This is a genomic window from Cytophagaceae bacterium ABcell3 (assembly GCA_030913385.1).
In the GTDB taxonomy this organism is placed as follows: Bacteria; Bacteroidota; Bacteroidia; order Cytophagales; family Cytophagaceae; genus ABcell3.
In genome coordinates, this window is record CP133159.1 from 3984977 (window position 1) to 4011316 (window position 26340).

Consider the following 26340-nt stretch of genomic DNA (forward strand, 5'->3'; position numbering starts at 1 on the left):
CACCAACTATTACCATTTAATATTACAGGACTTTTATGTTATCATTGTTAAAATCACAGGCGGCCAAACTGCTTACTATGGCAGCTATAGCAGCTGTTGCTAGCTTTACTTCTTGTCAAAACACATTTTTTAGTGAAGCCGAGGAAGATTTAAGTTCAGAGTTTAAAACCTGGATTTCAGCCTATACAGGAGGCACCATTTCCAAAGAAGCTCCCATTGCCATTCATTTTACATCAGATGTAATCAATGACGAATCTCAATTAGGAAAAACCGCTGAAGACCTATTTGATTTCTCCCCTTCTATCAAAGGAACAACTTTCTGGGCCGATAAAAACACTGTACAGTTTCAACCCAATGAAGTTCTTCCTTCAGGGAAAAAATTTAAAGTTGTATTTCACATAGGCAAAGTAATGAACATGCCTGACGATAAGAAAAAGTTCAAGTTTGGTTTTGAAACCATGCGTCAGGCAGTGGATGTACAAGCAGAAGGACTTAGCATGTCTGACGATACAGACATGACACGTATGAGACTTACAGGATCACTGGTGAGTTTTGACGTTGCCCCAAATGCTGATATAGAAAAAGTGCTTACTGCCTCACAAGATGGTAAAGCGCTTACCATTAACTGGGAACATAAAGACGACAGAAAATACAGGAAGTTCTTTATTGAAGATGTAAAGCGGAAAGAAACTTCCGGCTTAGTCAAGATTCGATGGGACGGTGAAGCGATAGGCAGCGACAATAAAGGTGAACTCAACTATGACGTTCCGGCCTTGGGTGAATTTAAACTAGTTTCTGCATTAGCCATACAAGGAGAAGAGCAATATGCAAAGCTAGAGTTTTCAGACCCTATAGATGCTACTCAAAACCTAAAAGGCCTCATTTCCTTTAGCAATCTTCAAAACCCAAGGCTTGTTGTGGACAATAACATTGTCAAAGTTTACCCGTCAACGAAGCAAGTCGGTATCAGAACAGTAGAAGTCAACAGTGCCATAAAAAACAAACAAGGGCGGCAATTAGGGAAAAGTGTAAGTACCCAAATTGACTTCCAAGGTCTAAAGCCTGAGGTCAAGCTCTCCGGGAAAGGAGCTATACTCCCTTCAACCGAAGGTCTCAATTTCCCTTTTGAGGCTGTAAGCTTGCGCTCGGTAAGGGTAACCATTACCAAAATCTATGAAAACAATATCATTCAGTTCCTTCAGGTTAACAACCTAAGCCAAAACAACCAGCTAAACAGGGTTGGGCAGGTAGTTTTAACAAAAACAGTCCCACTCACCAACGCTAACCCTTCAGATTATAGCCGATGGAAAAAGTATTACCTTGACTTGTCGTCACTTATCAACACAGAGCCTGGTGCCGTGTATCAAGTAAAACTAAGCTTTGGAAAAAAAGACAGCATGTTTAGCTGCGAAGACAATAGTGACGAAGCAACTTTAACCGACATTGAATCAGAGGACGAAGATTTCTCTATAGAAGAAAGCTCGAACTGGGATGCATACGAAAGCTATTATGCACCAGGCTACAATCATACGGAAAGAGATAACCCCTGCAGCAAATCATACTATGGAGGTTACAGGAGCGTAAGCCAAAACATTTTTGCTTCCGACTTGGGGTTAATAGGGAAAATTGGCTCATCCGGGGATTTCCAGTTGTTTGTGACAGATCTAAAAACCACCGTTCCTATTGCGGGTGCTGAAGTTGGAGCATACGACTTCCAACAACAACTGATTACCACCTTAACCACCAATGACGCCGGTATCGCTTCTCTAGAATTAAAGAAAAGGCCGTTTATGGTCATTGTCAAAAAAGACAAACAAATTGGCTATTTAAAACTAGATCACCCCTCATCCCTTTCTGTTACCAATTTTGATGTAGCCGGGGCCAAAGTTCAAAATGGCTTGAAAGGCTTTATTTATGGAGAAAGAGGTGTATGGCGTCCAGGAGATTCCTTACATCTAGCATTTATTTTAGAAGATAAGCTCAACACCATCCCAGAAAACCACCCTGTAGTATTTGAACTCACCAACCCTATGGGACAAGTTGTTCGCCGTATGGTAAACGCAAACCCTGTTAAAGGATTTTATAAGTTTTCTACCAAAACTGCCGATGACGCCCCGACCGGCAATTGGCTCGCTACAGTAAAAGTAGGTGGTGCAAAATTCACTCGACAGGTAAAGGTTGAAACCATCATGCCAAACCGGCTTAAAATCAACCTAGACTTTGACACCCCGAAAATAACCGCACTTAGCAATAGTCTTGATGCTAAAATGAATGTCAAATGGTTGCATGGCGCTATTGCCAAAAAACTAAACACAGACATAAGCATGACCTTACACAAAGGTTCAACAAAATTTGAAGCTTATCCAGAATTTTCTTTTGATGACCCTGCCAAAAACTTCAATAGTGAAACAATGGAGATTTTTAAAGACAGACTGGACGATAAAGGTGAAGCAATTATTAAAGCAAAGATAAAAGCAGAAGGCAATGCTCCAGGCGTGTTAAACGCAAGCTTCAAAACAAGGGTTCATGAAGAAGGTGGCGGTTACAGTATCGACAAATTCACACTTCCTTATTACCCATACACTGCTTTTACAGGAATAAGGATACCCAAAGGAGACAAAGCAAGAAATATGTTGCTCACAGATACCAACCATGTCGTAGATATAGTTTCTCTCGACCCTGATGGAAAACTTCTTAATAATAGAGAGATTGAAGTAGAGGTATATAAAATCAATTGGAGATGGTGGTGGGACAGGTCTGAAGACAATCTTTCTATCTATGCAGACAACCGTTACCGTCAGGCCTTGCAGAAACAGACAATAACAACCAATAATGGCAAAGGCAAGTTTACATTAAGGCTTAATTACCCTGAGTGGGGAAGATATTATATTAAAGCTACAGACAAACAAAGCAAACATAGTACAGGAACTACCTTCTACATGGATTGGCCAGGATGGGCTGGAAGCTCTCAGGAAAAACTTCAAGGAGGCGCTTCTATACTTTCTTTTTCTGCTGACAAGGAAAGCTATAAAACTGGAGAAAAAATTGTACTCAATATCCCTGGAAACAGCCAAGGAAGAGCATTGGTCAGCATCGAAACTGGGTCAAAAGTATTAGAAACACATTGGGTTGAAACGGAAAACGGGAAAAACCAATACACCATTACAGCCACACCCGAAATGTCTCCTACTGCTTATGTGAACGTAACCCTGGTGCAACCACATGCTCAAACCAGAAACGACCTTCCTATAAGGTTATACGGCATTATTCCTCTTAAAATAGAAAATCCGGAAACGGTGCTCAACCCGGTAATAGCTATGAAAGACGAGCTTAGACCAGAAGAAACGGTAAGTGTTTCTGTAAAAGAGGAGCATGGAAAACCCATGACCTATACGGTTGCGGTTGTAGATGAAGGCCTTCTTGATATTACACGCTTTAAAACCCCGCAGCCTTGGAACCACTTTTATGCCAGAGAAGCACTGGGGGTAAACACCTGGGATATGTATGACCAAGTAATTGGAGCACACGGGCAGAGAATAGAAAAAGTATTAAGCATTGGAGGAGATGGAGAGCTGAAAGGGGCTGAAAAGTCAAAAACCAATCGTTTTAAACCGGTTGTAAAATATTTTGGACCATTTTCTCTTGAGGCTGGCAAAACAGGTACCCATAGTTTCAAAATGCCTATGTATGTAGGTTCTGTAAAAACAATGGTGGTAGCAGGAAATAAGTCCGGTGCTTATGGACAAGCCGAAAGAGTAACCCCTGTAAGAAAGCCTTTAATGATACTGGCTACCTTGCCTCGTGTATTAGGCCCCGAAGAGACAGTAGCGGTTCCGGTCAATGTATTCGCTATGACCCCTGAAATGAAAAATGTGCAGGTAGAGATTCAGTCCAACAAGCTTTTGTCAAACGCTGGGGACAAAAAGAAAACCATCAGATTTTCCAAACCTGGTGATGAAATAGTCTATTTTTACCTAAAAGCTGGTGCGGAAACAGGTAACGGCACTATAACAGTTACAGCAAACTGTGGAAGTGAAAAAGCTACTTACGATATAGATATTGAAATCAGGAACCCTAACCAACCAGTCACCAAGATACTAGAAGAGGTAATCGACCCCGGAAAAGAGTGGCAACAAAACTTTGCTTCTTTTGGAGTAAAAGGTAGCAATAGCGGAGTACTTGAAGTATCGAGCATTCCAGCCATTAACCTAGAAAGCCGGATGAGATACCTTATACAATATCCTTATGGTTGTGTGGAGCAAACTACCTCTTCTGTATTCCCGCAACTATTCGTACAAGATCTGATAGAATTGCCAGAGGAAACGAAAAAGCGGGTTGAGCAGAATATAAAAATGGGGATAGAACGTATTCGGAATTTTCAAAAGCCTGAAGGCGGTTTGAGCTACTGGCCTGGCAGTTCCTCGTATGATGATTGGAGTACCACTTATGCTGGCCATTTCATGCTTGAGGCACAGAAAAAAGGCTATACCCTTCCTCATGGCTTTATAAATGCTTGGAAAAGCTATCAGAAAAAACAAGCCAGAAACTGGAGGTCGACAACTACACGTTCAGACCTTTTACAAGCTTACCGTCTATATACCCTTTCCCTTGCCGGAGATGCAGAAATGGGTGCTATGAACAGGCTGCGTGAAATCAACGACCTAAGTCCAGCGGCCCGCTGGAGACTTGCCAGTGCTTACCAAATAGCAGGATACCCTGATGTAGCCAAAGAGCTACTAAAAGGTGCTCCTACTAATATTAGTAATTACAAAGAAATGAGCTACACCTATGGTTCAGCAACAAGAGACAGGGCAATGATACTAGAAACAATGACGTTGACAGGCATGAAAACCGAAGCTCATAAAATGCTAAAGAGCATAGCCGAACTTTTATCCTCTAGTAAATGGATGAGTACACAAGAAACAGCATTTTGCTTAATGGCTGTTTCAAAATATGCTTCCAATAGCACTTCGGACAAAGAGATGAAATATGTCTTTTCTGCACCCGGGCAGAAAAATGTCCATGCCTCAACGATCAGAAAAATTGCCCAAACAGACATAGCACTTGAGGAGAACCCTTCAGGAAAAGTATCTGTGAAAAACACCTCTTCAGTGCCTCTTTTTGCCAGGGTTTTATTGACAGGTACACCTAGTACAGGAAGCGAAGAACCTGCCAGCAACAATTTAGCTTTGAAGATAAACTGGAAAACTAAATCAGGACAAGCCATTGACCCATCCTATATTGAACAAGGCTCAGATTTTATTGCCGAAGTAACAGTTACACACAAAGGGATGGGAAATTACAAAAACATCGCCTTAAAGCAGATATTCCCTTCTGGTTGGGAGATTCATAATGCGAGGTTATTTGGCGACGAAAGCTTGAAATCTGATGTACCGGATTATCAAGATATCCGCGACGACAGGGTTTACACTTTCTTTGACCTAAAAGAACAAGAAGAAAAAACCTTTAAAGTCTTATTAAACGCTTCTTATTCAGGCAGGTTTTACCTCCCAATGACTTTGGCTGAAGCAATGTACGATGGTTCCGTAAACGCTGTAGTGCCTGGTCAATGGGTCGAGGTAGTGAGAAAAGGAGAAGCACCAAGTGCAAAATCAAATATGGAATAAAATTTACAAGGAGTTATTTATAGCTTTATGAAAAACAAGAAGAAGAAGGTTCTATTAGTTGCCCTTATAGCATTGCTAGTAACCTTTTTCCTCTTACCTAAGATTAGCTTTGACGCCCCCTTCTCTACCATAATGGAAGATCAGAAAGGGCATCTTCTAGGCGCAAGAATTGCCACAGATGGGCAATGGAGGTTTCCTAAAACAGATTCTATTCCAGAGCGGTTTGAGAAGGCGCTGCTAACCTTTGAAGACAGAAATTTCCATCGGCACATAGGCGTAGATTTTGGAGCTATTGCCAAAGCTATATATGTAAACATCAAATACAAAAGAATAGTCCGCGGAGGCAGCACCTTGAGCATGCAAGTAGCCAGGTTGAGCCGCAAAAATCCAGCACGTACTTTTATAGGGAAGTTTTATGAAACCCTCTTGGCCATAAAGCTTGAATGTACAAGTTCAAAAAAAGAAATCCTAAAAATGTATGCCTCTCATGCACCTTTTGGCGGCAACGTAGTAGGGCTCGAAGCTGCTTCATGGAGATACTTTGGGCGAAGTCCTGACAAGCTATCATGGGCAGAAGCTGCCACTTTAGCAGTTTTACCCAACAGCCCTTCTTTGATTTTTCCGGGAAGGAACCAAGAAAAACTAACCCGTAAAAGGAACCGTCTGCTCAAAAAACTATATGAAGAGGATATAATTGACGAGCTAACTTGGAAACTAGCCTCTGCTGAACCTGTACCGGGGCCACCCCATCCTTTGCCTGACATAGCCCCGCACTTACTGGCCAGGGCTGAAAAAGAAGGTTCTAAAGGTATGCGAATACAATCCTCCTTAAATGCGCAAATACAGAACAGGACTTCAGAAATTCTCAGGTTTCACCACGACAACCTTGTAGCCAATGGAATTCATAACGCAGCAGTTTTGGTCATAGATGTTGCTACAGGAAAAACCATGGCCTACTGCGGGAATGTAACCGGAACCGATAACCCCGTACGCGCTCCCCATGTAGACTTGATCACAGCACCGCGAAGCACAGGGAGCATTTTAAAACCCTTATTGTTTGCCATGTCCCTCAATGATGGACACTTGCTTCCCAACGCATTGGTAAAGGATGTCCCAACCATCATTGGAGGATATGCTCCCAAGAACTACTATCTCTCCTACGATGGCGCAGTCCCTTTCAGAAAAGCCATTGCAAGATCTCTTAATATACCGGCTGTACGACAATTGCAAAGCTATGGCATTGAACAGTTTCACCATAATTTAAAAGCACTTGGCATGACCACCCTACAGCGACCTGCCGCTCATTACGGACTTTCTATTATTCTAGGTGGTGCCGAAGGAAAACTTTGGGACTTAGCTTCCATATACAGAAACATGGCATACTCCCTAAACTATTACCATAGCAGTTATGGAAAATACCCGGATCATCAACCAGTAACCTACACCTTATCCCCTTCTAAAAACAAGGAGAGAAAACAAGCGACCATACTTAATGCAAGCTCAATATGGCTTACGTTGGAAGCCATGAACGAAGTAAACCGTCCTGAGGAGGAAAGTGGATGGAAAGAATACGCCTCTGCCTATAAAATTGCCTGGAAAACAGGTACTAGCTTTGGGCATAGGGATGCATGGGCCATCGGGTGTACACCTCAGCATGTTGTTGCCGTTTGGGCCGGCAATGCCGATGGTGAAGGAAGACCAAAGCTGACAGGCCTTGACGCAGCAGCTCCCATTATGTTTGATGTTTTTAAACTCTTAAAATCGCCACGTTGGTTTCAGCAACCATTTAATGATATGCAACAACTTCCGCTATGCAGAGAAAGTGGATTTAAAGCATCTGACATATGCACAACCATAGATACCATATGGGTACAGTTTAAGGGAAATCAAACCTCCCCATGCCCTTACCACCAATATGTCTTTCTAGACCAAACAGAAACATACAGAGTGACCAGCGACTGTGAATCTATCAGTAACATTAAAAGAAAAAGCTGGTTTGTACTGCCTCCTGTCATTGAATACTACTACAAACCAAAAAACTCATGGTACGACATATTACCATCTTATAGGCCAGACTGTAAAACTACAGCCTATACAAAATCTATGGATATCATATATCCTAACCCAGGCACTAAAATCCATATTCCGGTAGAGCTAGATGAGCAAAAAGGACAAACTGTGTTCGAAGTTGCCCACACCAACCCTGAAGCTAAAATTTTCTGGTACTTAGATGCCACCTATGTTGGAGAAACAAAAGAAGTTCACCAGATAGCCCTTCAACCAACACAGGGGAAACACACCCTTACAGTAATGGATATGGATGGTGAACTAAAAGAAGTAGCTTTTGAAATATTGAACCACTAACGCACTTACTTACTGAAAACGGTATCCGCTCTAGCATCAGGTTAAAAAAACTCTACGCTCACTGTAGCTTGCAGCTACAGAATGTGTGCTTGTGGGGGTAGCCCAAAAGAAACTATTGAGGTTCAAAAATTTGTAAGTTTTTCAGCACAACTGAACTATACCTATAAACTGAGTATCAGCCCTGAAACCCTTTAATCTTCTTTATATACTTTCAATAAAATCTTATCACCTTCATCAGTCATCAGCTCAACATAATATAAACCTGCCGCCCCTTTTATGTCCATATAAAAGCTCTGAACCTCGCAAAACTTACGGGCGTCTTTGACCAGTCCCGCATAATTTCTCATCACCACGTCAACATTATGGTAAGGTTTATTAAAAATCACCTGAAAGCCTCCCTTAGTAGGATTAGGAAAAAAAGAAACATTGTACGAAAAATCATCACCGTCTTCCTCTGAATCATGGTTTACCCTTATACCCTCGCCAGATCCTTGATCGGCAGTTATATCAGATATCTCAAACGCCATCACCCCTCCTTCTATCTCATGCACTTTCGCATCTCTTACAAAAACATTTTGTCCATGTACCATTGACTGAATAAAAAATAAGCCAAATACTAGAAAAAGAAACTTCATAATCCAATTTATTTTAAGATGAACAAATGTGCTTTTAGAAAAAATGCTATCTAAATTTAAGTATTTAACAGAAACGAAATCATTATCATGTATCTAATTCAGCCCTTAACAAAGACACCATTGACTGGAATAAACATCAAGCCTTAATAACACTAACACTAAGAAGCTTATTCTATTGCCCTAAACAGCAAAATTTTTAATAAGAGGCTATGCACTATAGCAACGATACTCTTATGACTCAAACGTAACATAAATAGCAGAGGTATCTGTTCAAGAAAAATGCCAAAAAAAAAGAGAGCCCCGAAAAACTCTCTTTTTTAAAGAAACCCTGTCAATGCACAAGGTTAATATATCCTTCTTCTTGAATCACTTCATCTTTCCATGTCAAAGCACGGATTTTATATACATACACATCTGTATTTTGCACCCTACCTTTAAAAGTGCCATCCCAACCTTGACTAACATCTGTGGACTGAAAAATTAGCTGTCCCCACCTGTTAAATATGGAAAATTCAAGCAATTCTTTAATGCCATGACCATTAGCATAAACAACATCATTTGCTCCATCACCATTAGGCGTAAAGGTAGTTGGCATTTTTACAAATGTTTCAGGTTTTACTTCTATGTCATAATCAAATTCAGAAGTAAAGCAGTCCATGGAGTCGGTAACCAATAGCGTATAAGTAATGTCTTCCAAAGGTCTGACCAGAGGGTAATCACAGTCGAGACAACTCAAACCCTCGTCAGGTTTCCAGTCAAACATATAAAGATCAGGACGTTCTACCGGAAGGGCTATTTCATCGCCCATAACAATAGTTGTGTCCCAGTTGAAAAGCGGAAGCGGTTCAACCACCATTGCCATTACATCTGCAGTGCCGGTACAACCATTACTATCTGTTTCCAATACGTTATATTCCATTGAGTGCATAGTTGAAGAAACAGGATCTGGCACATTTCTATTCTCAAGATAATTGCCCGGAGACCATAAAAACTGGCTACTTTCTTTAGGATTAAGCACCTCAAGTTGTACTTCCTCTCCCTGACAGACAGTATCCCCCAAAGCTTCCACTTCAGGGTTAGCATGAACAATCACATCCAGCTCCATAGAATCAACGCATGTTTGCGTAGATCCTAATGCGCCAGAAATATGCAATGTGGCTGTATAATGCCCCGGGTGTTCATACTGATGCGCAGGATTCATCTCTGTAGAGGAGTTTCCATCTCCAAAATCCCAGGTCAAATCATCAAAACCAAAGGAAGTATTAGTAAACTGATAAGGCCCTTCATTAAAACACAAGGTGGAATCTCGGCCATCAAGCCTGTCAAATCCAGCTACAACCTGCCGTATATAAATATTCTGTTCCGGAATATTGGTACAACCTTCAAAACCCGTCCTCATAAAACCCCATAAAGTAAGCCTGGCAACGGTTTGGCCATGCTCTGGGTGAAAATCGAACCTATGGGTAATCTCAGGAACATTTTCCGCTACCGTTCCATCTCCGAAATACCATTCATACCTGTCAATATCAGAGGTATCAATAAGGGTAAAAGTAATCTCATCGCCCTTACATATAGTATTAGGATAAATAGTATTGGTCGACATTTCAAAATCCCCTTCAGGCCTGAAAATATTAAGCGAACGGGTAGCTGTATCAGCACACCCAAAAGAAGTTCGGACAATCAACGAGAAATCATACTCCCCCTTAGGAAGGGTAGTTGTAAAAGCAGGGACATTGCTCCGCGTCACCCCTCTACCATTATCCCAGAAGTAATCATGTGGGGCACTGCTCTGTCCTTCATAAATAGCAGTAAAGTTCTGAGGATCGCAAAATACTGGCAAAGTATCTTCTATAAAAGAAAAGGCGGCCACAGGATACTCCTGCAATTGAACTGTACGGGTACGGGAACCGCTGCACCCAGAACTGACTTCAACGAAATTCAATGTAACATCATAAGGTCCCAAATCGTCATAAAGTACGGTGTGCGTCTGCCCTTCACCAGTTGTTCCATCTCCAAAATCCCACTCAAACTCAAGATGGCTACCTCTGCTGGTAAAATCAGAGGCGGTAATATCAATTTCATCACCAAGACAAATCCTTCCGTTCGAAGACAACGAAATATTTGAAGTAGGACGATAATGTGCAATAGAAAAAACGGTATCCTTTGTACAACCTAATGCGTCAACAAGCTCCAGCTCAACTCTATAGTTTTGGATACCAACCGGCGGAAGTGTATATTCAAAAGAAGGATCCTGTTCTTCTGAAGTTTCGCCTCGATGGCCAAAGTCCCAATGCCAACCCACAATAGTGGTATCTCCTACAGAGTTACCCGTAAATTGCACAGTTGTAGGATTACATATTTCATAATCATCCGCAAGAGGCTCAAGGTCCATATCGAACACTTTAAACATTGCACTTGCCGTATCTTTACAGCCATTGATGTCTGTAGTAATAAGGTGGATAATATGCTCTCCACGCTCTGAAAAAGAGAACTCTGTCGAACTGTTGCCCGAAGTGTGCGGGCGCTTGTCTAGTGTAGGAAACTGCCACGTATAACCTGAATGGCATTCTACATGATGGTCAACAGAGGCTTCCCCTTCAAATTCATATACCCCCCTAGCACATAGTAAACTGTCTGCTTCTATGACCGATTTAACCTGCCTTACCAACACAGGCAACCGGGCGGTTGTAGGCGAACACCCACTTTCATTGCTTGCTGTCAATAAAACAGAATAGTCGCCAGAAGACTCATAACTATGCAAGGTCTCTGTATCAGAAGTTTCCTGAGTTGTACCATCTCCAAAGTTCCACGTAACAGACGTAGCATTACCGCTTTTATTAATAAATGTATAATCTAAAGGATCGCTACACAGGTATTCATAGTCGATCTTGGCCACAGCGCCAATAACATCAACTGCGCCTAATTTCTCAATTTCAAAATGACACCCATTATATTCTACTTCCAAGATAACATCTTGTGGGCCAGCCTCATGAAAATAAGCATAGGGAACAGAAAAATCATCAGCGCCATATACACCTCTATCACCTTCAGTATTGAACCTGTAAGCATCTACAACAGAAGTTTCCCCAGTCACAGTAAACTCCAATTCTTCACCAGGGCAAACCTCCGTTTTACTTATCTCAAAATCTATCTCAGCAGACAAATTCTCCCCAACTTCAATTAAAATTGCATAAGACGTATCTTTACAACCATACTCTGTCTCGACAATAAGAAAAGCCTCATATTCCCCTGCTTCAGTATAGGTGTGAGTCAAGTTCTCTGCATTGTCACGTTCTACTACAGTACCATCACCCAAATGCCATTCCCAATGTATTACAGGATTCAGACTGGATATATCCTTGCTGTCAGAAGAATTAGTTAAATCCTTAAACTCAACATTAAGAGGGGCACACCCCCCTGTTTGGTCTGGCAAAATACGCGCTACGGGCTTAGCTACAAAAATCGCTTCAGAAACTTCAGATGCACATCCAGATATATCAGAGACCGCATGTGCTATTGCAACATGAACAAAGGGTTCTTTAAGATGATAATTTGACTCAGACCTTTCAGGGGTAAATGTATGTGTTAGCGTATTGCCTTCAACCTCTACAGGTGAAGTCCAGTGGATAGAGAGATCATCACGATCGCCCACCACTTCATAATTTACAGTTGCCGGAAGTTCACATACTAAGTCAGGGTCAATACTCATTTCAACATCAACTTTGTCAACAAAAACCTCTGCGCTATCCATTCCACTACAAACACCATCTTCTGAACTGACGGTAAGGTACACCTTATGATACCCAGGTTCTGAGAACCCTACTTTTACCACACTAGAAGAACTATTCCCTTCTTCATAGATGCCATGGGGACCAAAATCCCACTGATAGTTGCCTGGTGAATTAGAACGAAACATACCAAAATCCTCCCAGCAAATCGTGTCTTTCTCAGCAATAATCTCAGGCTCAGGACTACCTACACTAATTTCTGTAGAGCTAGAAGACTCACAATTATCCCTACCAATTTCTAAATAAGCCACAGAAAGTGTTGCGGTATGATGACCTACACCATAAGTCTGGCTCAAAGGCCATTGGTCTTCAGAAGTATTTCCATTTCCAAACTCCCAACTATATTCAAGAGGCTTTACACCTTCAGATTCATCAATAAACGACACCTCCATTTCATCAAGGCATGTTATAGGATCAGCAGGATTGGTAGAAAAGTCTGCTTTAGGCGGAGGAAGCACCTCTATTATATCTTCAAAAAACCTATGCGCATTACAATTTGAGTTTGCAAATTCATATCGCAAACTGACACTATAACTACCCAGGCTGTCATACCGGTTTTCAACATATTCCAAGTCTTCCCCTTCCATCCTAGACCCATCACCAAAAACCCACACATATTTACTAATCTCCCATTCGTCCCCCAAATCAGTCACATCAGTAAACTTGGCATTATACGGCCTGCACCCATATCTATCAACATCTATTTCAATCACTGGGGCGGCATGCACTGTAATAGGTATTGTGCCTATAATAGGCCCTCCAGGTCGCTCCCTCAAGACAGCCGTATAATTTCCGGCCTGACTATAGGTAGTTGAGGGATTTTGATTATGAGAAGTCACCAAATCTCCAAACTCCCAATAATAAGATTCAAGATCGTCGGGGCCCGTAAAACTAACAGATAAAGGCACGCACCCTTCTGTAACATCGGCTGTTTGAGAAAAGCTGTTAAGAGATAATGTAAGAAAAATGGCAAAAAGTAGTATACTCTTTTTCATCAGGAAAGTTTCGATTATTTTTATTTTTCGTTGGTAAAACTACAAAATTATTTTAATTTCGCTCAAAAGTTTTTTGTACAAATTTAATATAATGAAACTATCATTATTAAAAACCCTGATTTTAAGCGTTTTAATAACAACACTTTCAACAGAAACATTCAAATCTCATGGAAAAACACATGACGACCCGACAAAACCCCTAACGCAAATTAATAAAACATTCAAAATCATAGTTCATATTGTACTTAACCAAGACAGTAACCCTGGTATAACTGAAAACACTATACGACAAGCAGTAAACGGTGTAAATGATTTTTTTGCTCCTATAGCAGCAAATTTCGACATAGCAGAATTTCGGTACATCGAAAACCATAACTATAATGGCTCGCAAGAAAATCCTCTAACCTTAACCCTTCCACAAGAAGAGCTGGCACAGATATACAATATTGATAGACGAATCAACATGTACTTTATCAAAGCAAACCCAGACTCAAGCCTTTGTGGAAGAGCAACACGCGGGGGAATATCCAGCATAGATAACCCAAGTATTCTAATGCTAAAAGACTGCGTCGACAGTCGGGTACTGGCCCATTTGTTTGGACTCTATTTTGGTCTTCATAGAACATTTGAAGGCAACGAGCTAGTAGATGGCAGCAACTGTGAAACCGACGGTGACTTAGTCTGTGACACTCCGGCAGACCCTTATACAGGAGAAGACATGGACGATTATATAGACCCAGACAACTGTCAGTTTATTTACAAAGGCAAAGACGAGAATGGCGATTATTACGACCCAGATGTAAGCAACATTATGAGTTTTTATAACTGCCCTTGTCCACGGTTTTCCCACGGACAATATGAAAGAATGGCTAATTTCTATTTAAGTAACCCAATGGCATGGTAAACTATCTAAAACGTTTAGCCAGAGGAACAGTTCTTATGGCTATTTTTTCAATCTATACATGCTCTGTAAAGGCACAAGACCTTCATCTATCACAATATTACACCAACAACCAATTCCTGAACCCTGCATGGACAGGAAATTATGATGGTGATTTAAGGTTCACGGCAAACAACCGCACCCAATGGTGGCAAATAGCATCTGCCCCTATACAGACTAACATGTTTGCCATAGAGAAAAAGATCCCTGACTTTTCCAATGAACTGAGTTTTGGAGTTATATTTATGGATGACCGGGCCAACATGGCATATTTACGTACTCATGCGGCACTATTTTCAATCAGCTACCAACTAAAAGTTGGCCAAAACCTGTTCCGGCTTGGCGCCCAAGGAGGCATGACTGCGAGAAGGTATGATTTTGCAGGGCAGACATACCCTGACCAATGGAATTATGCCCAAGGCGACTATAGCGGGAGCCATGGGGAAACTTTTGAACGGTACAGAAATATGCTAGGCGACTTCAATGCGGGAGCAGGCTGGATAAGGACTTTTGGCAATACTAAAGTTAGCGCAGGATATGCTGTGTTCAATATCATTCGACCTGAAGATGCCATATTTTCCCTAAACCGCCGGTTGCCTTTAAAGCATAGTTTTAATGCAGAAGCCGCCATAAACACATCCTCCAAACTGTGTGTAACACCACATATTTTTTACATGCACACCGCAAGGGCTATGAGCTTTATAGCAGGAACAAGGGCGCTTTACCAGCTCAACGATGAAACTGGCATTATCCTTGGCGGTGGGTTCAGAGGAAGCGACACCAATGGAGATGCTGTAATAGGAACCGCAGGTTTTCTTTACGGCAGGCTGCAGTTTGCCTTTAGCTACGACATTAATGTTTCCCTACTAAGCAAACACAGCGGACATAGGTCGGCAGCAGAATTTTCTATTATTTACACAACACCTGGAATCTATCCAAGCAAAAAAACGATACCTTGCCATCGCTATTAACTCAGCATATAAAGATGAAAATCTTGAACATAAAAACACGAATAAAACTCACCTTCATCACAGGGTTCCTATTAGTTTTCGTAATGGAGAGTTTCACCTGCAGAGCCCAAACTTTCAGTCATTTGATTGAAACAAATATAAGTTTGAAAAAAATGAAGGCCAGGGCTGCTCATGCAAACAGAACCGGTGATATATACACCGCCCTGTTTTATTATAAAGAAATAACACAGCACAATCCTAGCGACCTAGACGCATGGTACAAAATGGCTGAGCTACACAAAAAAGCCAGAAACTACGGAAAAGCAGAAGAGAGCTTTTTACATGTTTACGAAAAAGCACCAGGACAATACCCTTACACACTTTTTCATATAGCACAGATGCAGAAAATGCAAGGAAAGTACGAAGAGGCTAAAAAAAACATTTTAACCTTTAGGAAAGAAGGCGGTTCGAGGCTAGGAGATAAAAACTTTAAAAGGTTAGTAACACAAGAGCTACAAGGTTGTGACAGTGGAATGGTATTTAAAGAATTTCCAGAGCATGTAGAAGTCCTGAATGCAGGTAAATCGGTAAACTACCCTCATACTGAGTTTTCCCCTATACTAATAGACAGCGCCACGCTGGCTTTTGGGTCGCTGCGGATGGACTCATTAACCTATTTTAGCACCAGAGACAAATCAAATATTCCTTTACGACAAATCTATAAAGCGGAGAAAAAAAATAATAAGTGGAAAGAAAAAGGGAAGTTTGATATAGTAAACGATCCTGACATGGAAATGGGGAACTTTACCTACTCTCCTATCACAAACAAGATCTACTTTTCAAAGTGCGACAAAGATGATAAAGAGATAGTCACATGTAAAATCTATATGACTGAAAAGGTAAAAGGCAAATGGTCAGAACCGGAACTACTGCCGGAACCTATCAATCAGGACGGCTATACATCCACCCAACCTGCTATTGTCACAGACACTACAGGCAAAGAGTTTTTATATTTTGTGTCAGACATCCCTAAAGGAAAAGGCGGACTAGATATCTGGTACGCCACATATAACAGCAGAAGAAAAACGTGGAACAACCCTACCAATGCTGGCTTCAGAATAAATACCCCTGAGGACGAATGCACTCCGTTTTTTCATGTCCCGACGCAAACTTTATACTTCAGCTCCAATGGACACTCTACCGCAGGAGGTTTTGACATATACAAAACATGGAGGGCCGAGGATGGCAGGTTTGTCCCATCACAAAACCTTTCATTCCCTATAAATTCACCTCAGGACGATTTGGATTTTATGCTTAGCGACGATGGGAAAACAGGCTTTTTCGTATCGAACCGGCCAGGCGGAACCCCATATTTTCATGAAACCTGCTGCGACGACATCTTTATGTTTGAAATTCTTCCTCCCCCTCCTTTTGAGTGCGAGCTGGAATTAGCCATCGAAACACCCGAAGACTCTATGACCTGCGACAGCCTTGTAATGCATGTCTACAGCATGGACAAAAAAACAAAAGCTGAAATAACAGATACAATATACTTAGACGACTGCAACTACAAATTACCTCTTGAGCGTAATAAAAAGTACACATTCAGCATCAATCCAGAAGGCTTTGAACCTGATACACTTTCGTTCGACACCAGAGAAATGGCTTCTGCCAAAACAATTTCCAAAAGGCTTGTCAAGAAACCATTTGAACCAGAAATAGAAGAGCCTATACTGGACGCTAAGCCTGTAGAGGACAAACCATTTACGCTGGACGACGTTCAATATGCCACAGATGACTTCAGGCTAAACGACGATGCCAAAGCAGCGTTAGACTCCATACTTTTACCATTCCTCAATCTTCACCCAAACAGCAAGGTTGAGATAACCTCTCATACGGACGATGTAGGAACTGAGAAATACAACATGAGACTGTCTCAGAAAAGAGCAGACTATGTAGTACGTCACCTGGTATCAAAAGGGATAGAAAAAGATAGGTTAATAGCCAAAGGTATGGGGCAAAGCCAGCCGTTGGTTCCTAACCTTAACCCAGACGGCACACCTAACGAACGTAACAGAAGTATAAACCGTAGAACGGAGTTTCTATTGATAAAACCATAAGAGTAATCTAATCTTCAGAAAAAAGAGGTTCAACAAAGCCTCTTTTTCTGTATTCATCCCTCTGGAAAGATTTTACAGCTTCTTTAAATGAGAAAAACACTTATCTGGCTCTGTTTACTGTTAACCTCTTGCTCATCTGAAGTAACAGAAAACAATACCGATATTAGATTCGATAATAACAGAATAAGTCTGTTCGGAGAAGCCAGCTCTATTTCAGACTCATCAGCAAATACTTTATTCCAAGAAAGTCTAGAGTTTTGTAAACTGAACTATTTCGGTGTAGCTAATGAGCTTCTATTAGAGGCAGATTAAATAGAGCCCAACAATCTGGTTATCACCAATTGTCTGAGAATTACATTTGGAGAAATGGACCAAACAGACAATGCTATACAGTACTTTAAAAAAGCCCTCAGACTGGACTCTTCTTTTACAGCCACATATCTAAACTATTCTTTTTTACTAAACAAGGAAGGCAGATACAATGAAGCCATTGCGTTATTAGAAAAAGGCTACAGATTTACCAGTACCCAAGCCGATAGAGCCTACTTTAACTACAATCTAGCTTTAGCCCACAGGTACTTAGAAAATTGTCCTACCGCTTTAAATAAAATTAATGAAGCTATTCGGTTGATTGACGACCAAAACATAAAAGAGCGCTTTCTAAAAACAAAAAAAAGAATTGACTTTTGGTGTGGAGATGAACCAATCAGGGTGCTAGAACTGGATGACTAAAAAAATGTTTTCTGACGGAGCGTTTTAACCGTCATCCTGGCATCCAAATTTAGCTCATTTATTAGCAGTTCCATATGCTATTTAGTTACTTAAATTCTGACCTCAGGCTCCCAACCGGTAACAAATCTACAGGTGTCAGGTTAGTCTTCTAAAAAAGAAAGAGCTGATATTTTCAAATTATGGCAAGAGAGTTAACTGTAACAGCCTCAAGAGAAGTTATTAATAAATTAATATCAGATATAGAAGATAAAGAAGGGCTACTTTCGATCTCACTTCATAAAGAAGCATCTATAAAACCTCCGGGAGACATCCTGATATTTCAGGTTACGAACAACACCCTGAACAGCTTTATGCGCATTTTGGAGAACTATAATATTGGAGGCAAGGACGGTGTAAGCTTAAGCACCAGTGAGCCTGACAGTGTAATTACGAATAAGCCAGACTCCCGTATTGCAAAGGACGGTATGGATGCTACATGGGAAGAAGCCGAGATGGTAATAAGCAAAGACAGCAACATGAACATCAATACGCTGTTTATGATGGCTATGTCGGGCGTTATCACCATGATAGGAGTTTCCACAAGCACCATCCATGTAGTAATTGGTGGTATGCTGGTAGCACCGGGATTTATGCCCATCATGCGCATACCTCTGGGACTGGTAACTAAAAACCCTTACTGGTACTATGGAATCAAAGATACATTTCAAGGATATTTTTGCCTAATGTTGGGAGCTACCCTAACAACTTTCATACTCTGGCTCTTGGATTCTAACCCGCTGCTTCCCGAAGAAGAGTATTACCAACTCCACAATCCATTCGTGGATTACTGGACGTCGATCACCCTGTCGTCCGTCTTCTCTTCAGCAGCAGCCGTAGTTGTGGCCGTACTGCTTTTGGCTACCAAAAGAACAATTTTTACATCGGGTGTAATGGTGGCACTGGCACTGATACCTAGTGCATGCCTGATACCTGTCTGTCTGATTTCCGGAGAATTTGAGCTTGCAGGGGGCGCGGCTTTACGGTTTGGAATTGATGTGGCTTTGATACTGGGACTTTCCTATGTGCTTTTTCAGGCAAAACAGCGTTGGGAGCATAGAAGGACGATAAAGCTGTAATGATTGGAAGGGATTTTGTGATAGCTTATCTGCTAAAATTCGGGGAAAGAACAATAATAAACTTTATTTCCTTTCCTTATCACTTGAAAAAACTCAATTATATGCCTTAGCAACTCCATAACGCCCCTTCAGGGCTAGGCCTAATCTTAAACCAAAAGCTACAATCATGTCGTCCCGTCGGGACTTTTTGTCTTACTGCACCACTCCAAAAATATCTCTTCATCCATTCTCCATCTGAACTTTGGAACCTTTAATGGCTGCCAACTTTCAGATGCCAAGGACATATATCAAAGCCCCGAAAGGGGCGATATGATTATAGAACAAACATTTCATTACCGATGAGCCCTGAAGGGGCGACATAATTACGTACCTACCCATTCAAAAAGATATTTTTCATCATGCTCAATTTCAAACTTCCTTAACATTTCAACATATTCCTCTTTGAATGTTTTTCTTTTATGATGCTCTTCCTGATTTTTAATATAATTATAAACTTGATTTATATGGGAATGGCTGTACGAAAAAGCCCCATAGCCTTCCTGCCATTCAAATTTCCCTCTTACAAACTTCTGTTCTTTTATAAATCCAGATGTAATGCTTTTAATATCTCTTACTAAATCAGACAAACGCATTGAAGGTTTTAACCCTACAAACAAATGAACATGGTCGGACACTCCATTTACTATAATAGATTTCTGTCCTTTCCCTTTAATAATCCCTGACATGTATTTAAAAACATCATCACGCCAAGGTTTTAAGAGTAAGCTGTTTCTCCCACGAACAGCAAATACAACTTGAACATAAATCTGAGAAAAAGTTCCAGGCATTTTAAAAAAAATTAAACAAAAAAAACAATCCCTGTAAAAATAAAGAAGAAAGAAAACATACACAATACACTCACAGTTAACGTATTGCCAAATTACTCTTCAACACAAGAACTATATAACTCTTGATGGCAAGGCACATATCCCAAGCCCAGAAAGGGCGACATGATTATAGAACAAACATTTTCATTACCGATGAGCCCTGAAGGGGCGACATATAAGATGACACTCTGAAAACAAAACCAACTAATAAAAATCTACATAACGCCCCTTCAGGGCTGTGTCCCCTGTTAAAAAAATATTTTTATGCTAAAAACCCCATACCAGCACTAACCCTACGGCCATATTTGCGGGCATCTGATTTCCAAAACGGACAGGAACCGGTATAGCAATGGAATAGGAAGAATATTTGCCGGTATATAAAGAGCGCGCAATTATAGGAGTAAACCCAAACTGACCATTACTTTCAAATGCGACTCTGCCAGAAAAGCTCGTTTTCTCTGATAAATTCCAGATCAACCCGGGATGCACCAATAAGCCTTCCGTCCTGAAATTTTCAGCCTGTATGGATAGTATAGGGACAAATTCAATAGAAAAAGCCAGCTTTTCATGAAGCCAGAAATTAACGCCGAAGGGAATACCTATAGAGCGTAGCGGAAGTATCCTGCTATCTGGCGCTTCAAAAGTAGTTTCAAACATAGAGGTAACCACACCTAAATAACCACCCACCCTTGGAGATTCAACCTTCTGAACTTCAACAGCACCAGTTTGTGCAAATATCGGAGTCCCATACAGAGCTCCCATAAAAAACAAAAGTGGATATACTTTTACCTTTAATCTGCTCAGAACCTCTATCGCTTGTTGTTTTTCAATCATTTGCATTTACCCCTAATTTTTTAAGTTCTACAAAGAGCATATCCACAGAATCCTCTAGCTCCCAGTTTACAACATGTTACGCTTTCAAACTTAATACACTGATTATCATTAAAAAAATACCCCCCCGAATCTATGCTATTTTTATTCATGGGAAAAGACTCAAATTTAATTCCATTTTAGCTTACTTCTGCAATAAAAAAGGTAAAAGATGTGAATTACCAGAAATTACTGCCGAAACCGAAAGCTGTACCTTAAACCTGGATTATGCATTAGATTTCGTTATGAGGGGCAAAAGAACAAAAAATCAGCGTATTTGGTTTGCAAAGCATAGTGGTTCTATGGTTAAAAACCAAATGCGGGCGAAGCGTCTGATTTGAAGTTATTTGCCACGCAATAGAAAGTTCTAATGCATATTTCAGGTTAAAACCGGGCAGCCCTCTCGCTGTAGCTCGCGTCCTCGCGAGTTACCACTATCCGGAAGGCCTCTGGCCGGTTTACAGGCGGTGTCCTGAAAAACTACCTGTTCAGAAAATTAAAAAGGCCAACCCAAAGGACTCAAAAAGCTCATGCACATACCAGGTAGCTACTAATTAACCGCCCGGAGGGCTACCGGATAAGCATCACTCGCCAAAGGCAAGCGATGGCGTTGAAACCGAAAGCTGTACCTTAAAAACTAGGCAGCCCGTGTCTTGTGTGAGGAATTCGCAGCGGTTACCCCGCAGCCGACGTCAGGAGGCGAGGAGTAATAGCGGAGAGTCCGCCCCCGGCGGATTGTGCGGCGGTTTTGCGTGGCCGGGGGCACGCCCAAATAATTAAAAACACCCTCTAAGACACTTCGAAAGGCTGTTTTTTCGTCTTTATCATACACACTTCTGCTGAATGTTAAAAATTATTTTGTTATTTAAACTAACAAAACACACCTCCTTTTGGTATATTTGTTGTTATTAAAAATAACAAAATGTATCTCAACTGCCATACATATTTCTCGCTCCGCTACGGCACGCTCTCTCCCGAAGAGCTGGTGGCTGAGGCTATCGATAAGGGCGCAGAGGTACTGGCTATCACGGATATAAACAATACTTCGGCGACATTCGACTTCTTCCGCCTGTGTATAAAAAACGGTATTAAGCCCATTGCGGGCATTGAGTTCAGGAATGGCGGTGAGCACTTATATACCGGACTGGCTGTTAACAACAAAGGTTTTGCGGAACTGAACGCGTTCCTCTCGCGGCATAATGCTGTGGGGCGGCCGCTCCCTCCTATTGCACCGGAATTTAACGATGTGTATATCATCTACCCTTTCGGAAGCCGCGAACCGGAAGTGCTGCGGGAAAATGAATTTCTTGGGATTAGAATCTCCGAGCTCAACAAGCTGGTGACCATGCAGCAGGGTTCTTTAAGGAGCAAACTGGTAATGTTGCACCCTGTGACTTTCCGCGACAAGAAGGGCTTTAACACGCACCGCCTGCTAAGGGCGATTGACAAAAATACGCTGCTAAGCATGCTGCCGCCGTCGGAACAGGCTCCTCAGGACGAGGCAATGCTACAGATGGACAAGCTGATGGCTGCTTACGGGCGGTTTCCGTGGATTATACAGAACACGATGAAGCTGGCGGAAAGCTGTTCCATCCTCTTTGACGGCGAAAGCAAGAACCGCAAAAACCTGACGGGCGACCTGAACGATGACCGCCTGCTGCTGGAAAAGCTGGCACTGGAGGGTTTTGAGCAGCGCTACGGGCGCTATAACAAGGTGGCAAAGGAAAGACTGGTAAAGGAGCTGGATATTATAAACCGTCTGGGATTTAATGCTTATTTCCTGATTACCTGGGACATTCTGCGCTATGCCATAAACCGGAATTTTGCATGGGTGGGACGGGGAAGCGGCGCCAACAGCATTGTGGCTTATTGCCTGCGCATTACGGACGTGGACCCGATAGAACTGGATTTGTACTTTGAGCGTTTTCTAAACCCCTACCGGAGTTCGCCGCCGGACTTTGACATAGATTTCTCATGGAAGGAACGCGACCAGGTAACGGATTATATATTTAAGCGTTACGGCAATAAGCATACGGCCTTGCTTGCAACGTATAACACCTTTAAAGGTCGTTCGGTCATCCGTGAGCTGGGCAAGGTGTTCGGGCTGCCAAAACCGGAAATAGACCTGATTGTCTCGCACCGTAACCCTGCCCTGTCGGCTGAGAAGGATGATATAGTAAAGGCTATTTTTAAATACGGGCAAAACCTGCAGGACTTCCCCAACCACCTTAGTATTCATGCGGGGGGCGTGCTTATCAGCGAGGAGCCGATTGCCTGCTATACGGCCACTGACCTGCCGCCGAAGGGTTTTCCGATAACGCACTTCGATATGTTTGTGGCCGAGGATATGGGCTTTTACAAATACGACATCCTCAGCCAGCGGGGACTGGGACATATCCGTGATGCCGTGGAGCTGGTTCGCAGAAACACGGGAAAGGCGGTAGACCTGAGCATTGAGAATGCCAAAAAGGACGATAAGGTACGGGAACATATTAAGGCGGCTAACACCATTGGCTGCTTCTATATAGAGTCGCCGGGGATGCGTATGCTGCTGCGCAAGCTGCATTGTCAGGACTATCTGACAATGGTAGCTGCCAGTTCAATTATCCGTCCGGGTGTGGCTCAGTCGGGAATGATGCAGCAATACATAAGCCGGTTCCACAAGCCTGAAACCATACAGTACCTGCACCCAAAACTGGAAGAACTGCTTAAGGAGACTTACGGGGTAATGGTATATCAGGAGGATGTAATCAAGGTGGCGCATCACTTTGCAGGCTTTGACCTCGGAGAGGCGGATGTGCTGAGGCGTGCCATGTCGGGCAAGTACCGCGGACACTCAGGATTTAAGCTCATTCAGGAGAAGTTCTTTACCAAGTGCCGCGAAAAGGGTTATGACGAGGCGCTAACCAAAGAGGTGTGGCGGCAGATTGAGAGTTTCGGGGGCTACTCTTTTTCCAAGGCGCATTCGGCAAGCTTTGCGGTGGAAAGCTATCAGAGCCTCTACCTGAAGGCGCACTATCCGCTTGAGTTCTGCGTATCGGTCATCAACAATTTTGGCGGTTTTTACGGAACGGAGTTTTACATACACGAAGCACGTATGGCCGGTGCCGATATTCAGGCTCCGTGTGTCAACCACAGCGATGTACTTACGACCCTGCACGGCCGGCAGATTTACATCGGCTTCGGGCTTATCAAGGACTTTGAGCGTAAGCTGGGGCTGCACATTTCGGCCGAAAGAGACGCAAACGGAGCTTTTAAGAGCATGACGGACTTTATCAAGCGTGTGCCGGTATCGCCGGAACAGTTGAACATTCTTATCCGTGCGGGCGGACTGCGGTTTACCGGCAAAAGCAAAAAGGTTTTATTGCTGGAATCAGCCCTGTACTTCAGCAAGCAGAAAACCCGCATGCCGGCGCAGGAGCTCTTTGCTGAGGAAGAACAAGCGCTGAACCTGCCTCCGCTAAGCAGTTTCAGCCATGAGGATGCGTATGACGAGATAGAGCTGCTGGGTTTTCCGCTGTGCCACCCTTTTGATATGCTTCCAGAGGAACACAAACAGGGAATTGCCGCATCGGAAATGCTGATGCACACCGGAAAAAAAGTTACCATGACGGGCTATTTTGTCACAACAAAAGACGTATATACCGTTCATAAGGATATCATGGCTTTTATGCACTTTCTGGACATAAACGGCAAGACTTTTGACACCACGCACTTTCCTCCATCACTAAAAAGGTTTCCGCTTCAGGGACGGGGCTTCTACCTGCTGCGGGGAAAAATCGTGGACGAGTTCGGCCACCCAAGCATGGAGGTGGAGTATATGGAAAAATTGCCGATGGTGAGAAAAGAGGTTATACACCTCCAAGGTTTTGGAAACCTTGGAGGTGTATAACCCTTAATAACAAGCCTCCAAGGTTTTAGGAACCTTGGAGGTTTTAACCTTTATTTTAACTATTCATGCAGCCAAACGACCGGAATATTGTTCATATGGATTTGGATTCGTTTTTTGTTTCGGTGGAATGCCTGGAACATAGCGAACTAAAAGGAAAACCACTGATTATCGGGGGGCATAGCGACCGTGGCGTGGTGGCCAGCTGCAGCTATGAGGCGCGCAGGTTTGGTGTACACTCAGCCATGCCTTCTAAAATGGCGCGCAAACTTTGTCCGCAGGCTATATGGCTCCATGGCGACATGGAAAAGTACAGCAGGTACTCACGGCTTGTCACGGACATTATCGCAGACAAAGCACCGGTGTTTGAAAAAGCATCGATAGATGAATTTTATCTGGATGTATCAGGTATGGACAAATTTTTCGGATGCTATAAATGGACTGGAGAACTGAAGCAGCTTATCGTCAAAGAAAGCGGACTGCCTATTTCCTTTGGTCTGTCGCTGAATAAGATGGTATCGAAAGTAGCTACCGGCGAATCAAAACCTGACGGTCAGCTGCAGATACCCTTCGGCACGGAAAAGGCCTTTCTCGCCCCTATGCCCATAAAGAAAATACCCATGCTCGGTCCCAAAACGGCGGAGCACCTCAACAGCCTTGGTGTGACGGATGTGGCCACGCTGGCAGCCATGCCTGTAAAGGTATTGCAATCGCTATATGGCAAGAACGGCATTGTACTCTGGGAACGCGCCAATGCCATCGACGACACGCCTGTAACGCCTTATACGGAACGAAAGTCTATATCAAACGAAACGACTTTTGAAACAGATACCATAGACGTAAAAATGATTCAGAATACCATCATCAAAATGGTGGAAGGGCTGGCCTGGAGCCTCCGTCGCGAAAACTGGCTTACCGGATGCGTGACCATAAAAATCAAATACGCCAATTTCGATACCCACACCCGCCAGATGAGCATTCCTTACACATCTATGGACGACATACTTATCAACACGGCCAAAGCGCTGTTTGCGCAGCTTCACAGCCGCCGTATGCTTATCCGTCTGATAGGTGTGCGCTTCAGTCACCTGGTACATGGCAGTTACCAGATAAGCCTGTTTGACGACCCTGTCAAAAAAATAGGTTTTTACGAAGCACTGGACAAAATCAGAAACAAATACGGAGATGACAGCGTGGGACGGGCTGTTTAGTTTTTTGATGATGTGATGGTCTGATGATTCGATGATAATTTAAAATTTTGGATGATGTTATAACGATACGATGGAGGGCTGATATGTCTGACAGCTATCCTTCCTGTCAGACATTAGCAGCACATGGTTAATTATACGATGAAGGGATGTGTATAACTATTTAACTACTAAAAACCTTTTCTCACAAGCCTACAAACCCTAACTGCTGTATGACTGCCACATATTATACTTATAACTA

General features: G+C 42.4%; 13 protein-coding genes. 9 read left to right on the plus strand and 4 right to left on the minus strand.

Going from position 1 to position 26340, the window contains the following annotated elements; all coding sequences use genetic code 11:
- The first annotated feature begins 77 nt into the window (after nucleotides 1–77).
- Together RCC89_16160 and pbpC are read left to right on the plus strand one after the other, a co-directional pair.
- Nucleotides 78–5627, plus strand: a complete 5550-nt coding sequence (locus tag RCC89_16160; GenBank protein WMJ74688.1) for an MG2 domain-containing protein — start codon at nucleotides 78–80, stop codon at nucleotides 5625–5627.
- 27 nt (nucleotides 5628–5654) lie between these two features.
- Nucleotides 5655–7991, plus strand: a complete 2337-nt coding sequence (pbpC, locus tag RCC89_16165) for a penicillin-binding protein 1C (protein WMJ74689.1) — start codon at nucleotides 5655–5657, stop codon at nucleotides 7989–7991.
- A gap of 191 nt (nucleotides 7992–8182) precedes the next feature.
- Here pbpC and RCC89_16170 read toward each other — a convergent pair whose 3' ends face one another.
- Together RCC89_16170 and RCC89_16175 are read right to left on the minus strand one after the other, a co-directional pair.
- Nucleotides 8183–8626 carry a hypothetical protein gene (locus tag RCC89_16170; protein ID WMJ74690.1) on the minus strand — a complete coding sequence of 148 codons (444 nt, stop codon included), beginning with the start codon at nucleotides 8624–8626 and terminating at the stop codon, nucleotides 8183–8185.
- A gap of 331 nt (nucleotides 8627–8957) precedes the next feature.
- Complete coding sequence (locus RCC89_16175) at nucleotides 8958–13409, minus strand: PKD domain-containing protein (GenBank protein WMJ74691.1); 4452 nt, start codon at nucleotides 13407–13409, stop codon at nucleotides 8958–8960.
- 91 nt (nucleotides 13410–13500) lie between these two features.
- Between RCC89_16175 and RCC89_16180 the strand changes: the two genes are divergently transcribed.
- The 5 genes from RCC89_16180 (at nucleotide 13501) to RCC89_16200 (ending at nucleotide 19266) form a co-directional block, all read left to right on the plus strand.
- Entirely contained in the window at nucleotides 13501–14313 is an 813-nt protein-coding gene (locus RCC89_16180) for a hypothetical protein (GenBank protein WMJ74692.1), read from the plus strand.
- On the plus strand, nucleotides 14307–15320 hold the full coding sequence (locus tag RCC89_16185) for a PorP/SprF family type IX secretion system membrane protein (GenBank protein WMJ74693.1): 1014 nt from the start codon (nucleotides 14307–14309) through the stop codon (nucleotides 15318–15320). The genes RCC89_16180 and RCC89_16185 overlap by 7 nt, the downstream gene beginning before the upstream one ends.
- Before the next feature lie 152 nt (nucleotides 15321–15472).
- The gene (locus tag RCC89_16190; GenBank protein WMJ74694.1) at nucleotides 15473–17419 is read left to right on the plus strand and encodes an OmpA family protein; all 1947 of its coding nucleotides are present in this window, start codon (nucleotides 15473–15475) and stop codon (nucleotides 17417–17419) included.
- Nucleotides 17420–17785: 366 nt separating this feature from the next.
- Entirely contained in the window at nucleotides 17786–18151 is a 366-nt protein-coding gene (locus RCC89_16195) for a hypothetical protein (GenBank protein ID WMJ74695.1), read from the plus strand.
- Between the two features lie 179 nt (nucleotides 18152–18330).
- Nucleotides 18331–19266, plus strand: coding sequence for a DUF389 domain-containing protein (locus tag RCC89_16200; GenBank protein ID WMJ74696.1), 936 nt, complete (start codon nucleotides 18331–18333; stop codon nucleotides 19264–19266).
- A gap of 362 nt (nucleotides 19267–19628) precedes the next feature.
- Here RCC89_16200 and tnpA read toward each other — a convergent pair whose 3' ends face one another.
- Nucleotides 19629–20093 (minus strand): IS200/IS605 family transposase, encoded by a 465-nt coding sequence (tnpA, locus tag RCC89_16205; GenBank protein WMJ74697.1) that lies wholly within the window; start codon nucleotides 20091–20093, stop codon nucleotides 19629–19631.
- Between the two features lie 306 nt (nucleotides 20094–20399).
- Nucleotides 20400–20966, minus strand: a complete 567-nt coding sequence (locus RCC89_16210) for a hypothetical protein (GenBank protein ID WMJ74698.1) — start codon at nucleotides 20964–20966, stop codon at nucleotides 20400–20402.
- A 958-nt stretch (nucleotides 20967–21924) separates the two neighbouring features.
- On the opposite strand from RCC89_16210, the gene dnaE reads away from it, so the two are divergent.
- Complete coding sequence (gene dnaE, locus RCC89_16215; protein ID WMJ74699.1) at nucleotides 21925–24894, plus strand: DNA polymerase III subunit alpha; 2970 nt, start codon at nucleotides 21925–21927, stop codon at nucleotides 24892–24894.
- 65 nt (nucleotides 24895–24959) lie between these two features.
- Nucleotides 24960–26102: a DNA polymerase IV gene (gene dinB / locus RCC89_16220; protein WMJ74700.1), complete on the plus strand. Its 1143-nt coding sequence runs from the start codon at nucleotides 24960–24962 to the stop codon at nucleotides 26100–26102.
- The last annotated feature ends 238 nt before the right edge of the window (nucleotides 26103–26340 follow it).